Source organism: Pseudodesulfovibrio sediminis, from assembly GCF_020886695.1.
In the GTDB taxonomy this organism is placed as follows: domain Bacteria; phylum Desulfobacterota; class Desulfovibrionia; order Desulfovibrionales; family Desulfovibrionaceae; genus Pseudodesulfovibrio; species Pseudodesulfovibrio sediminis.
In genome coordinates, this window is the sequence record NZ_AP024485.1 from 2,258,306 (window position 1) to 2,270,694 (window position 12,389).

The window sequence follows — 12,389 nt, forward strand, 5'->3', positions numbered from 1 at the left end:
CGGTTTGTCCAGATGTGACAGGCGCGAAAAATCACTTTACCTGACGAATAATCGCCCCGGCCTTGCGATCGGGAACCAGCTCGAAAACACGGTCAGCGGAACCGGCAAAGAGATCAAGGGGATGGTGACTGATAACCAGAAGCTGAAGCTCCAGACGACTGGCAATCTCGTTGATGAGGCTCATGAATTTCGGAATAAGCGCGGGGCGCAACCAGCAATCCTGTTCATCCAGCACGAGGAACGGGCGGTGCTTCTCTTTCGGAAGCTGGGAAAGCGCGATGAGCCGCAGGCCCACGGACAGGATGTTGCAAACCGAGCCGCCCTGGCCGGTCATGATATCCTCGATCTCCTCTTCCCTGCCCTGATTGCGGATCTGGAAATGGACCTGAAGCCGGTTGTTCTTGACCTCGCGCAGGGTGGTGACAACCCGGTCCTGACCGAGGATTTCCCGAATGGCGTGGGTCAGATTGGCTTCCACCTCGTCGAGAATTTTGCCGAACAGGGCCGTGGACAGCTCCTCCAGGGTGTCACGCGCCTTGGGCGCGAGCACCAGAAAATCCTGAACTCCGGAGAGCTTATCGCGCACGCGGCCATGCTCGCCGTGCAGGGTCTCTGCCAGAGCCAAAAGGCGATCCATGCTGCGCTCCAGATCGCGCAATGCGTCCATGTCCTGCTGAGAAGGCATGGGCTACTCGTTCTCCGAGGGGTTTTCCACCTTGGCAAGGTCCACTTGTATCTGTTGGATATGTTCGCGGTACTCAGCCACAACCTTTTCATTTTGCAATCGTTTTTCTTCAAGGAGCGCTTGCAGTTCCTTGATGTCGCTGGTGCCGTACTGCGCCAACGCCTGTTCTTTCAGGGTCTCAAGCTGGGAGGACAGATTGGTCACGTCCTGCTCGGTGCGCACCTTGCGATCACGCAGGAGCTCATATTGGCCACGAAGCGCGTTAAGTTCCTGTTCTACCTTGGTATCTCTGGTTGTCCCAGTTTGATTGTGGTTGCTATTCACCATGTATGACCTCCTCATAGAGTCCCCAGATGAGTTGTCCCTCCGGGGTTTCCGTGCTCAGATTTTCTTCCAGAAATTGTTTCAACCCGGTGCCTTCATGGGTTCGCTGCCACGCCAGCCTTTCCAACCCCTTGATAAAATTGGACTCGCCCTCGGTCTCCTGCTCCTCGGTGGGCAGCTCCTGATCAGGGAATACCCTGTCAAAGGTTTCAAACGGCACCACCCACTTTTCCAGCTCCTCACACCCAGGCGTCCAGATGGCGACGGCCGGTTCCCGCTCCATGGAGCGGTGGGTGAAGGTCAGCCGGGTGATGTTGCCCGGATTCGCCCAGGTGGTCTGCCCCTTTGTGATGGTGGCTTGCGGACGATGGATGTGCCCGTTGATGAGCCAGTCGATGCCGGGCAGCTCCTTGATGGCATACGCCCGATCAATGAACTCCGGGAACTGGATATTATGATGGGTGAGCCAGAGGACCGTGTCGGGATCATCCGACTGACGGACATATTTCTTGGGCAGCGGCGTGCCGTCCGGGCTGGCGCAGACAAGCGCCGGCCCTGTTTCGGTCTCAAGGATGAACTGCGGCCCACTCTCCTTCATGACATTGACCACGCCAGCGGCATCCAGCACGGCAAGGGAGACGTCTTCCGTGAACCTCGACTGGTATTTATCATGGTTGCCCACCAGCACCCAGACCTTGGAATCGCCTGTCCGCGCACCAAAAATTCGGATCAGCTCCACAAGCATCTTGTTGGAGTTGTCGCGCGGCCAGTGAAACAAGTCGCCGAGAAAGACCACAACCATCCCCAGTTCATCGGCATGGGCCAGTGCCGCCTCTATCTTGCTCATGATCTGATCAAGATAGCCATCCAACCGCTGCCCCGGCGGATGGTCTGCCAGATGGGGATCTCCGAGCATAAGCAGCCCGTTGCCGTGTACGTGTTCAACTGTCATGACGGCACCCTTGATCAATAAAGGATTCGGTTGTCAGGTCGCCGCCACAGGTGGGGCAGCATCCCAGTTCAGTGACCCGTGCGTCCATGGCCTCTACAACACTCTGCAACTGTATCTCCAGATCGTCCAACGCCTTTTGCCGCCCGATACGACGGTTCTCCAGCTCCTCCAGCTCAGCCACCAGCGCAAGCAACCCGTCGCCCGGCTCAATGGACGGGGGCGGCTCCATGGCCTGAAGCGCGTCATCGTATCTGGCAAGCCGATTCCGGCGATAGGAAAGAGTGATCATCGCATCTATACATCCGGCGAGTGGCTCCGTCTGATCCGGTTCAGGAAAATCCTTGAGCGTGTGCAGAGTCGCCTTTTTTGCAACGGCACGCTCAAGCGCGGCACCGCCCGAACAAAGCTGTTCGGCCACCTGGGCCAGTGAACGGGTGTCCTCAACCTCGGGAGGCGGGGAGAGCGGCGCCAAAGACGCCACAACGGCATCAGTGAATCGCGCCTTACGGTCAACTGAACGGAGTGTGGAAATATGTCCATTCAACTTCTCGACATCCTGAGGAACAGGCGGCGCATTCAAGTCATTGAGGAGCGTTACCGTCATCCGTTTACTCTGTATCGCCGCTGTCAGGGTCTGCTGGGCTTCGAGTATGGATTCAAGCCCTGGAATCGCCTGTTCGAGCCGGGTGGATTCCAATTCCAAAGTCTGGGCGTTTTCCAGTTGAAGACCGACATCCGGGAGTGCGGCGAGCTGGTCGATCTCCCCTTCGATCCGCCTGACGTCATCCAGCAGCTCCCGTTCCCGACGCTTGGCGTCCTGCGTCTGCCGCTTGAGCAGGTTCTGCATGGCCAGCAGATGGGCGCTTTCCGTGGATGCGGCAAAAAATGCGGCCGCATTGGAGGGCGGTTGGTTGAGGAGAAAAACCGGCTCCCGCTGATTGCCCACATGGATGTCCACCTCATTCCCGGTCTCCAGCTCCACCATGTCGAGCTTGAGGACCTCGCGGATATCTTCCGGGGGCCTGCGACCGAACTTCCAATACGCCTGCGGCTCCGCGTCACCGGGTCGCCACAGCTCGTATCCGGAAGATCGTTTTTTGCGTATCCAGGCAACCGTGGAGCCGTCATCCAGCTCGACCGTGACCCGCGCCTCCTTGGCCCCATGGCGAATGTAATGCTTGGGAGTGGGGTTGGTCGCCAGACAACGCAGGGCCTCCACAACAGCGGATTTTCCCGTGTTGTTCGGCCCGGTGAGGATGGTCACGCCAGCTCCGAGTTCAAACTCGGTATGTTCGTGAGCCATAAAGTTATCGATTACGATTTTATTAATCATTATCTAGGGATATCTTGGCTTATCTTTACAGAATCGGAAGCACTCATTCACGCCCTTGTCACGCATGTTCTCATTGTTTTTCTGCCAGATGACAGCCAGCCTTTCCGGGAATCCATGGTGGTCGCAGGGGAACTCCTCGCACTGAAAACAAAAGTCCGCGTCCTTGTCCCGAATACATTCCGTAACCTGACAAGCCTGAAAAAGGCACCCTTTTTCCCGACACCCGGAGCACGACCCATGCGCGAAAAAATCGAGCAATTCGGCAAAAGGCGCATACTGCTTGAAGACCGGATTCATACCTTCAAACCGCTTGGCGTATTCGCCGAAATTGTCACCCAGTTCAGCCTGCAAGGCCGCGCTCAACGTCTGCACCGGACCACCCGCATAGGCCCCGCACTTCCCGCACAGCAGGCCGCAAGGGGCCATCTGGGATGTAATCAGGTCGTCGTATTCGGGAAGATAACCATGCTCACGGAGAATAGCGAGTACGGTCTCCACCGCAAAAAGCGAGTATCCCAGACAATCATTCCGCTTGTTCTCTTCCTTGAATTTCGTCTGCCCCTCAGCTGTGCTGAAATCGCACTCAGTAAGATCAAAACAGTTGGTTTTCTTATATGTATCTTTGAAGGCTTCGATAAAATCCTGAATCATGGCATAGGTGTGATCAATCTCGCCACCGGGCTCACTGCGCCCGGCAAACATTCCGATACCCATGATGGCTCCGCTCACTGCGCCACATTGTCCGCAGGTGCGCGCCACGCCGCTGCAAAATCCAGTGGCCATACGGATGGCGTCCTCAGACTGTCTGCCCCCGGCCTCGGCAATGACCTGAACAACGGATTCCGCACACAAATAGTTGTCACCATTGAATAAGGCATCCAGGCGAGTTTGCAGATATTCTCTCTCCATCTATTCTTCCTCTCCAGTGTTGCATGCCAAAAACGGACAAAATTCCAGAGCCTGCTCAGTAAGCCGCGTACTCTTCCCCTTACCACTGTGCATGATGAGCGGCGGCTCAACCTTGAGCCCGGCGCCGCCCGCCTTCATAGTCTCCATAAGCACCATCTTGGCCGTCTCATCCGCCCGGCCATGGACCAGACACATGCGTTTCGGCATCAAGCCAACCTCGGCCAGATCAGCCATCAATTCCGGCAACCGTTCCGGCAGGTGGACAAAGAAAAATTTTCCGCGCGTCTTGAGCGCCACGGCTGCACATCGGGCAAAAGTGGCAAAGTCGGCCTGCGCTTCAAACCGGGCTGTTTCCCGCCCTTCTCCCTGGCTTGATTTGCCCTTGCCAAGCGCTCGATACGGTGGGTTGGCCAGCACAAAATCCACCACCTGCTCCGGTCGCCAATCAGCGACATCGCCTTGGACAATCGTCAACTTATCGATAAAGTGCAAATTGACTCGATTTTCCTCGGCAGACCATACTGCATCTGGGTTAAGCTCCACACCGGTGATATGCAAATCAGGCTGACGAAGGAGAAGACCAAGGGCGATCGGACCACACCCACACCCCAGATCGACCCCGACCTGCCGCCTCCCCACATGCGCAAAGGAGGCCAGAAGCAGGGAGTCCAGAGAAAAGCGGTAGCCCCCTTCCGGCTGCACCAGTCCGCGAGGAAAAAAATCGCGCCGTTTGAGAATCGCCTCAGTATCAATGCCGCCCATCACCGTGTCCTTTTTTTACGCTGAATCCGGGACTTGATCATACCCCAGAAGAGTCGGGCCTCGACCATCTGCAGTGCGAACGCCATGAGCACGTACACGACCACCCAGACCGGAATGAGCACCAGCCACCACGGGTGCAGGGAGGCGGTCGCGTAGGCCCCCCACCCGATGAGGATGGAGAGCAATCCTGTCTTGAAGGTGGACCCCGGAGGCAGCAGCCGTGCGCCGCGTTTTCGGGTAAGCAGCACATAGAGCAGGACAAAATTCAGAAACGACGAGAGGCTGACAGCCAGCGCAAGGCCGATATGGGACAGGAACTGCATGAGCCACACGCCAAGCCCTATATTGGCCATCAGACAGACCACCGCGATCTTCACGGGTGTCTTGGTGTCTTCCAGGGCATAGAAGCCTGCGACCAGAGGGCGGGACAGCGCAATGAACGGCAACCCGATGGAGTAGGCGATCAGCGCCTGCGCCGTTGCCACCACAGCTTCGGGCGTAAAGGCTCCCCGTTGAAACAGGATCCCGATAATCGGTTCGGCCAGGCCGACAAGTCCGGCAGCGGCAGGCAGGGCGATAAAGAGAGTCAGGCCTAGCGCTGAAGTCAGGGCTGAATCGAACTCCTCAAGCTCACCTCTTGCAGCCAGCTTGGCCAGGCTCGGCAGGGCGGCAGTGGATATGGCCACCCCGAACACGCCGAGGGGAAACTGCACCAGCCGGTCGGCGTAATAGAGATAGGAAACCGACCCCACCGGCAGATAGGAGGCGAGCAGGGTGCTGAGCACGATATTGAGCTGATACACCGCGGCCCCGAATACCGTGGGCAGCATGAGCAGCCCCATGCGGGCCACACCCTTGTTTTTCCAGGCCCACGGGCCACGCCAGGAGAACCCGCTCCTCACCAGAAAAGGCTGTTGCAGCAACCATTGGGCCGCGCCGCCTATCAGCACGCCATATGCCATTGAATACGCGACATTATACCCCATGTAATAGCCGAACAGCGCAGAGCCGATCAGTGCCACGTTCAAGGCCACCGGAGCCAGGGCCGGAGCCAGAAAATGATCCCGGCTGTTGAGTATGCCCATACACAGGGCCACGCCGCAGATGAAAATGACGTAAGGGAAGCAAATACGAACAAGATCTACGGTAGCCCGAAACTGCTCGCTGTTATCCAGGAACCCAGGGGCGATAACAATGGTCAGGGGACGCGCCAGAATCTCCACGAGCACCGTGATGAAAACAAGGATCATGGCCAGCCAGATCATGGCTGACCGGGCCATGGCCTGCGCAGCCTCTTCGCCCTCTTCTTCCCTGACCCTGGAATAAACCGGCACAAAGGCCATGGTCAGCGACCCTTCGCCAAAAAGTCTGCGGAGCAGATTCGGGATGCGAAAGGCCACAAAAAAAGCGTCGGCAAAAAGCCCCGCTCCGAGGGCGAAAGCCACGATAATATCCCGCACAAACCCCAATCCGCGTGAGATCAACGTTGCGCCCGCCATGATGGCGGCGTTCTTCGCTATGGTTCTTCCGTGTACGTTCACTTTGTGCCTTTGCAGTCTCTATTCGTGTCAAATTCGATGCGGTATTTCGACGTCACACAGTCTAAACTTTTTCTAGAAAAATTCGCATTCAACTGAATGCACTCTCTATTTCGAGCATGAATTGTCCATCCTGCCACATATCAGACTTCACAGGTCTGCAATGACACAATCCGGGTTCAACAACTCGTTTCGGTGTCCAATAACTTATCGCTTGCGCTGACATTGGGGACAAAACGTCGATGTGCGCCCGGCCACTGTGGTCGACTTGAGCACTGTGCCGCACTGAACGCATTGCTGCCCTTTTTTGCCATACACATTGAAGCTGTTCTGAAACGCCCCGGCATCGCCGCTGGCATTCACATAATCTGAAATGGAGCTGCCGTTCTCCTTGATAGCGAGCTTGAGGACGGCCTGCAACTCGGTGAACAGAGTCTCGGCCCTGGCCCGTCCGATGCGGCTCCCCTTGGTTTCGGGATGAATGCCCGCCCGAAACAGGGATTCATCGGCATAGATGTTCCCCACCCCGGCCACCACGGTCTGGTTGAGGAGCAATCCCTTGATGGCCGATTTTCGATGCAGGACACGCTCGGCCATGAGTGCGGCCTCGGTTTCAAGCGGCTCCGGCCCGACCTTGCGCAGAAATTCCCAGTTCCCAAGCTCTCCGGGCGTAAACGAGCGTACATAGCCGAACTTGCGCATATCCGAAAAAACGAGCTGACTCCCATCGTCCAGATTGAAAGCGATACGATCATGCTTGTTCATCGGCCGCGTCTGTCCATGCACCACCCGGCCCGTCATCTTGAGATGAAAAACAAGGGTGGAGCGGTCATCCATTTCAACCAGTAGCACCTTGGCTCGACGGTAGGCGCGTACAATGGTTCGCCCGACAACCCTGGGCACCAACGACTCGGCTGGATCGCTGAGCCTGGTCAGGCCCGGGACCTCGGCGCTGAGGATGGTGCGTCCTTTCAGGGTGTGGTCAAGACCGCGTGCAATGACTTCGACTTCAGGCAGTTCCGGCATGCCAAGGTACGTACCTGAATTTGGCTGTACTGAAAAGAACTCCCGGCCACAGCAGCGACCGGGAGCTCTCAAGGGAGGAGGGAGGTAATCGGTATTATTTACGACAAGAGCGGCTCTTGTTCGGTTCCAACAGATAGAGCGTCTTCCACTGCACAAAAGCAAGTACAGCACACCAGAAAGACAATATCATGATAAAATCCATGGTCATTACAACTCCTTTATATTGCTTGCTCAGCCAACTCTGAGCAAAGACGCCTGCCTTGAACGGCGCTGCCCGTTCCAGATTTATTGACAATTTGACAAGAATCGAATTGTCTTCGCAAAAAAAGGGACGGACTACGTCGAAACGCCCATGGGCTTGAGCAGTTCACGTATCTCTTCCACCACCGAAGTATTGATGCGAGCTACCAGAAACTTGCCCTGACGCTCCGTTTCAATAAGTCCGGCGTTGGTCAATTCCTTCAGATGATGCGATACCGTGGGCGCTCCGATCTTCATGCGCTTGATGATATCGCAGACAAAGCAGTCGCCGCATCCGTCCTTGTAGCGCTGCTCGTCCGCAGAGCTGGCGATTTCCAAGAACAGCGCAAGCCTGTTCGGGTTGGAAAGGGCCTTCATTATGGCGGCCATGCGTTTGGTATTCACTGGGATGTTCATTGATTCTCTCGTTGACAATTTGATAACTGTCGAAATGTCTTCTGTCAACGGACAAAAATCCACCCCGCTGCCTGCCGCACGGACTATTCGGATTCAGCCAGGCTAAAACGCCAGGCGCACACCCATTTTTCAGGGTGCCTGTCCGGGGGGCAGGCCACACATTCACAGGAAAAACGCGGGTCGATCTCATATGAAAAGCCTGTGTACTCGACCACTCCACCCGATTTGCAGGGATAATCGGCAAGCCCCTTCCGCTTGCGGGCGGTCTGCACCCGACAGTCGGTCATGCGGAACACCACACTATTGGCGGTCTCCTCGGCAAACTCCCATGTATTGAGCTTCCCGTACATGCGCGTGGCCAGCGCGGCCTTCAGGGCCTCGATACCGCCATTGTCAGGCAGACCGAGAATATCCTTGGCCCGGCGAGCCTCAAGCGGCGCGAAACGGGTCCAGCAGGTGTCGTTGATCTTCTTTGCCGTGACCATGCCCGCCTGTCCTTCCACGGCCTGAAACCAGACGCCGTCCGCGGCCAGCCACGAGGTCCGCAGAGCCTGGGTGACGTTCCCGATCAGCACAGGGTCTACATCGGCCAACAAACCATCAGCGTCCTTTCCCAGCGCCCTGCCGAGCTTGCCCTGTATGACCTGCACCAGACGATCGCCAGCCTCTTTCTCCGCATCAAGGGCCGCTTCCAGCCCCAGCTCGGCAACGCTCTCTGCCAACCACAACCCGTAATGCGCCGTCAGTTGGCGGATAACCTCCGCCAACTCGGCGATCTCCTTACCCTTTTGCGTCATGTATGATTCCTTGAACCGTTAGAAGCGATAGCCCAACCGGAGACCGATGTTATCCATCCCCTCGTTGGGTTCAGCAAGATAGGCGTTGGACATATGTTCGTACTGAAGGGAGACATTGACATGCTCGGTTATGTTGTACCCGAGCGCTGCCCCCAACCGGAAGAGGATGCGGGAGCCCAGCGACTTCCGATCATCGTCATTGGTGTCGAGCTTGCCATTATGCACGGACGCTCCCAGGTTGCCGTCCACGAAAAAATTCTCGGGCAGATCATATTCCCATGTCAACCCTCCATAGAGGTGAGACGTGTCGCCATCGGTGTTGATCGTGGCGCCCAGGTGAGGCCTCGGCGCCCAGAGCGCTTCAAGAAATGACGGCGAGTTGAAGAGCACCTCAACGTTGACGTCCGGACCATCCTCACGATCAAAACTCCACAGATCAACATCGTGGGCGTACAACCCACCGCGTATTTCCGAGACACCACCCTCGGCCATGGCCGGGGTCAAGGCAAACAATGTAATAACCAGAGTCAAAAAAAGCGCTGAAACTTTCATGGTATTCACCTTCTTTGAATAGATAAACTGCTCAACCTGATACTACTGCCGGTTTGACATCAAATCATCTGCAAAAAACGTCCACCATATCATCGACCCCATCCGGTGCGACGCTGATCCAATAGACAAGATCGCCCTTGGACCAGATGAGGTGCTCCTGGCCCATACCGGTAAATCGGTACACGGACAGTCCGTTCGCCTCTATGCGCCTGGGATGCTTGAAAGGCGATTGGGGATTTTCAAACATCTTGTGGACCATGAGCCCGGTCTGGCGGCGCGCCTCGGCTTCCGATCGCACACGCGAAATCCAGACCTCGGCAGGCTGCTTGGAGATTCCAGGCCGCGCATACCGACCGATAACACTGGCCTCGGCGGGCAGGGCCTTGCCATGCAGCGTATCCACTTCGGCCTGCGCCTCGGCACCGACCACAAGCTGCATACGGACCATTCTCCCGGCCTTCTCAGGTATCAACCCTGACAGATCGTCACTGTAAGCCAGAGCAGGGAGGAAAAGTATTACTAAAAGTAGTACAGAACGTCTCATCTATTGTTCCTTTGTTTCTGGATCAGCCACAGGAACCGGGGGCTTCACTGCAGCGGTCTTTGCCTTGGGAACACCCAGTTTGCCTACATTGGCCACAAATGTCCGGGTACCGCGCCTGACCGTAAAGACCAGCTCCTCACCGACTTCATGCACCTTGGTTCCGGCCACATGGAGACTGTACAGATGGTCGAGCGGCATACCGGAAGCCTCCACAAGCACATCCCCGGGACGGAGTCCGGCCTTGGCAGCCCGCGAACCACGCTTGACGCCCTCCACCAGAATGCCGCCCTCGCCCAATCCGGTCAGGGTCGCCCCCATTTTTGATTCATAGGTGTCGGGAGAATAGAAAAAGACATCCCCTGCACTGGCATCGAACTCGCCGCCGCGCCACGGCATGATGGAAAGCACCCGCGCTCCGGGGTCAAACTGTCTGAGACGCATGGCAATGCCCCATTCCTGTTCAACATGACCGGCCCCGGCGATAATCAGCACGGGCCAGTCAAACTCTCTTCTCAACCGCACAGCCTCTTCAGCCATCTTGGAATCCCAGAGAGACTGAACCAGATAAAACCGCTCCCGCTGGACCGGATCATCCATATCCTTTGTCTCATGCAGGGCAAACACGGCATCCAGCGTCTCCCGCTGCTCCGAGGATGGGGGTACGATGGTGGCAGGAAGCAGGGCAGCCTCCTCCTCAGTCAGGGACTCCCGCCCCTCTCTGGATATCTTGCGCGTTACGGCAGAAGGCATATTCAATCCGGCAATGGGGACACTGTTTCGACGGGCTATGACAAAAAGATCCTTGAACATAGAAAAGCTGTATCCCCACCGCTCTGGCCACTCCAGCTCCTCGGACAGGGCTTCCGGCTCCACCAGCCCCTTGGCAAAATCATTGAGCACCGGCTGCATATCCACGGCGACCATCTCAAGACCAAGCGCCACTCCCTTGCCATCACTGGAAAGACCGGACAACAGCTGTTGCTGAATCTTGTGGTCCCAGACATTCCGGTGCCCTTCGCCAATCAGAACATAGTCATAGCTCGCGGCCATATCCACGACGTCCTGCGCCGCCAGGCGATTCCCATACTGTGAGACGAAATCGCCCCGCTGAGGCAGGAACGTCACATCCAGGGGCGGATGCATAACCACTTCAGGTGCCTTTTTCACACACGCTCCAACGGTCAGTAGTGCCATCAGGAGGAAAAAAATCAATCCGCGATTGTGACCCATTATGCATTCCTTCGGGTTACGACGTAATATCATAGTACCAGATCGCCATGGGCAACCCGTTTTCATCTCTTTCAGGCGGATCGGGTATGGACGCCAACCTGCCTCGACTTTTCCACGCCATGACACACAGGATACAGGCATCCAGAATATCATCACCGGCCACCTGCGTCATGACATGACGCTCCCGCACCGAGGCAACAAGGGCGCGCAGCCCCGGCACATGCAATTCCAACAACTCGAACCGTTCGATCACCCCAAGCACGTCCCGCTTAGCGTACCGCATGTCCGTGCCTGCGACCAGAGAAAAGGCCAGTTCCGGGTGCGATTCACGAAAAACGGCCCTGGCTTCGGGCACAGCCGTCAGGAACATATCAACCTCTTGCATCTTATTTATAAGACACAATGATTGTTCACTTAACGACTTACCGGTAGCTAATCGGTTGATTTCCCGTGCTTCCGCTTTTGACCCGGCGTAGACAGCGCCTCGGACCGGTGCGTTGAAAAGGGAGCTCTTCCGCGCTCCAAGCCGCTTCCGGGTCTCGATATCCGCCTTTCTGTCGCCACTTCGAGCCAGCCCGATAGGCATATCCAGAAGGAGTACCCCGGCATCCAAATGCGCCTTCCAGAGGTCGCGTATAGTCGGATACACGGTACAGCCCCATTGCCCTTCGGCGGTCCAGACAGCGACCCAGCCGCCCTTGCATCCGTCAATGCCCACATGTTTCATTTCACAGACATACGCCCCCCATCAACTCCCCGCAACACATTGCACAAGCTCCCCGTTTTCACCCCCCCAAAGACATCTCTCGTCCTGTTAACGAGCGCACTGTCATTCAAAACAGGCAGGAGGAGGGCCATGGGATGAAAATGGAAATCAACGCGACATGCATGGTCTGGCCTGATCTCTCTATCATACTGATATTCTGCTACTTCGTCATACAAGTCTGCGGCCTCAAAAATCGGTCAAGCGCAAAGTTCATGTTTCTCGGCTCCCCTGAGGTACCTGCGCCCTCCGGTTGACCGTTTCAAGAAAAAGCCGTGGTAGGCTTCTCCCGGCCCGGAGGTTTTGGAAACGGCCCG

The 12,389-nt window shown here is 56.6% G+C and carries 14 protein-coding genes; all 14 read right to left on the minus strand.

Annotated elements, in window-relative coordinates:
- Window positions 1-31 precede the first annotated feature (31 nt).
- The 14 genes from SRBAKS_RS10855 to SRBAKS_RS10920 all read right to left on the minus strand — a co-directional run bounded on the left by SRBAKS_RS10855 (window position 32) and on the right by SRBAKS_RS10920 (window position 12,036).
- The gene (locus SRBAKS_RS10855) at window positions 32-685 is read right to left on the minus strand and encodes a hypothetical protein (protein ID WP_229590913.1); all 654 of its coding nucleotides are present in this window, start codon (window positions 683-685) and stop codon (window positions 32-34) included.
- 3 nt (window positions 686-688) lie between these two features.
- Window positions 689-1,012 carry a hypothetical protein gene (locus tag SRBAKS_RS10860; RefSeq protein WP_229590914.1) on the minus strand — a complete coding sequence of 108 codons (324 nt, stop codon included), beginning with the start codon at window positions 1,010-1,012 and terminating at the stop codon, window positions 689-691.
- A complete protein-coding gene (locus SRBAKS_RS10865; protein ID WP_229590915.1) occupies window positions 1,002-1,961 on the minus strand; it encodes a metallophosphoesterase family protein in 960 nt (319 codons plus the stop codon). The genes SRBAKS_RS10860 and SRBAKS_RS10865 overlap by 11 nt, the downstream gene beginning before the upstream one ends.
- Window positions 1,951-3,294 (minus strand): AAA family ATPase, encoded by a 1,344-nt coding sequence (locus SRBAKS_RS10870; RefSeq protein ID WP_283816462.1) that lies wholly within the window; start codon window positions 3,292-3,294, stop codon window positions 1,951-1,953. The genes SRBAKS_RS10865 and SRBAKS_RS10870 overlap by 11 nt, the downstream gene beginning before the upstream one ends.
- Before the next feature lie 3 nt (window positions 3,295-3,297).
- The gene (locus SRBAKS_RS10875) at window positions 3,298-4,203 is read right to left on the minus strand and encodes a C-GCAxxG-C-C family (seleno)protein (RefSeq protein ID WP_229590917.1); all 906 of its coding nucleotides are present in this window, start codon (window positions 4,201-4,203) and stop codon (window positions 3,298-3,300) included.
- The gene (locus SRBAKS_RS10880) at window positions 4,204-4,965 is read right to left on the minus strand and encodes a tRNA1(Val) (adenine(37)-N6)-methyltransferase (RefSeq protein ID WP_229590918.1); all 762 of its coding nucleotides are present in this window, start codon (window positions 4,963-4,965) and stop codon (window positions 4,204-4,206) included.
- On the minus strand, window positions 4,965-6,506 hold the full coding sequence (murJ, locus tag SRBAKS_RS10885) for a murein biosynthesis integral membrane protein MurJ (protein ID WP_283816463.1): 1,542 nt from the start codon (window positions 6,504-6,506) through the stop codon (window positions 4,965-4,967). The genes SRBAKS_RS10880 and murJ overlap by 1 nt, the downstream gene beginning before the upstream one ends.
- A 204-nt stretch (window positions 6,507-6,710) precedes the next feature.
- Window positions 6,711-7,529, minus strand: a complete 819-nt coding sequence (mutM, locus tag SRBAKS_RS10890) for a bifunctional DNA-formamidopyrimidine glycosylase/DNA-(apurinic or apyrimidinic site) lyase (protein WP_229590919.1) — start codon at window positions 7,527-7,529, stop codon at window positions 6,711-6,713.
- A gap of 336 nt (window positions 7,530-7,865) precedes the next feature.
- Window positions 7,866-8,186 carry an ArsR/SmtB family transcription factor gene (locus SRBAKS_RS10895; protein WP_229590920.1) on the minus strand — a complete coding sequence of 107 codons (321 nt, stop codon included), beginning with the start codon at window positions 8,184-8,186 and terminating at the stop codon, window positions 7,866-7,868.
- Between the two features lie 83 nt (window positions 8,187-8,269).
- Window positions 8,270-8,983 (minus strand): DUF6125 family protein, encoded by a 714-nt coding sequence (locus SRBAKS_RS10900; protein ID WP_229590921.1) that lies wholly within the window; start codon window positions 8,981-8,983, stop codon window positions 8,270-8,272.
- A gap of 18 nt (window positions 8,984-9,001) precedes the next feature.
- Window positions 9,002-9,535 (minus strand): acyloxyacyl hydrolase, encoded by a 534-nt coding sequence (locus SRBAKS_RS10905; protein WP_229590922.1) that lies wholly within the window; start codon window positions 9,533-9,535, stop codon window positions 9,002-9,004.
- 64 nt (window positions 9,536-9,599) lie between these two features.
- A complete protein-coding gene (locus tag SRBAKS_RS10910) occupies window positions 9,600-10,079 on the minus strand; it encodes a hypothetical protein (RefSeq protein WP_229590923.1) in 480 nt (159 codons plus the stop codon).
- Complete coding sequence (locus tag SRBAKS_RS10915) at window positions 10,080-11,309, minus strand: ChaN family lipoprotein (RefSeq protein ID WP_229590924.1); 1,230 nt, start codon at window positions 11,307-11,309, stop codon at window positions 10,080-10,082. It abuts the gene before it with no gap.
- 16 nt (window positions 11,310-11,325) lie between these two features.
- Complete coding sequence (locus SRBAKS_RS10920; protein WP_229590925.1) at window positions 11,326-12,036, minus strand: DUF429 domain-containing protein; 711 nt, start codon at window positions 12,034-12,036, stop codon at window positions 11,326-11,328.
- Window positions 12,037-12,389: the final 353 nt, after the last annotated feature.

Coding starts and splice junctions, on each gene's coding strand:
- SRBAKS_RS10880 (WP_229590918.1), bottom strand. CDS start 4,965: ATGGGCGGCATTGATACTGAGGCGATTCTCAAACGGCGCGATTTTTTT.
- SRBAKS_RS10865 (WP_229590915.1), bottom strand. CDS start 1,961: ATGACAGTTGAACACGTACACGGCAACGGGCTGCTTATGCTCGGAGAT.
- SRBAKS_RS10895 (WP_229590920.1), bottom strand. CDS start 8,186: ATGAACATCCCAGTGAATACCAAACGCATGGCCGCCATAATGAAGGCC.
- SRBAKS_RS10875 (WP_229590917.1), bottom strand. CDS start 4,203: ATGGAGAGAGAATATCTGCAAACTCGCCTGGATGCCTTATTCAATGGT.
- SRBAKS_RS10905 (WP_229590922.1), bottom strand. CDS start 9,535: ATGAAAGTTTCAGCGCTTTTTTTGACTCTGGTTATTACATTGTTTGCC.
- SRBAKS_RS10915 (WP_229590924.1), bottom strand. CDS start 11,309: ATGGGTCACAATCGCGGATTGATTTTTTTCCTCCTGATGGCACTACTG.
- SRBAKS_RS10860 (WP_229590914.1), bottom strand. CDS start 1,012: ATGGTGAATAGCAACCACAATCAAACTGGGACAACCAGAGATACCAAG.
- SRBAKS_RS10920 (WP_229590925.1), bottom strand. CDS start 12,036: ATGAAACATGTGGGCATTGACGGATGCAAGGGCGGCTGGGTCGCTGTC.
- SRBAKS_RS10910 (WP_229590923.1), bottom strand. CDS start 10,079: ATGAGACGTTCTGTACTACTTTTAGTAATACTTTTCCTCCCTGCTCTG.
- mutM (WP_229590919.1), bottom strand. CDS start 7,529: ATGCCGGAACTGCCTGAAGTCGAAGTCATTGCACGCGGTCTTGACCAC.
- SRBAKS_RS10855 (WP_229590913.1), bottom strand. CDS start 685: ATGCCTTCTCAGCAGGACATGGACGCATTGCGCGATCTGGAGCGCAGC.
- SRBAKS_RS10870 (WP_283816462.1), bottom strand. CDS start 3,294: ATGATTAATAAAATCGTAATCGATAACTTTATGGCTCACGAACATACC.
- SRBAKS_RS10900 (WP_229590921.1), bottom strand. CDS start 8,983: ATGACGCAAAAGGGTAAGGAGATCGCCGAGTTGGCGGAGGTTATCCGC.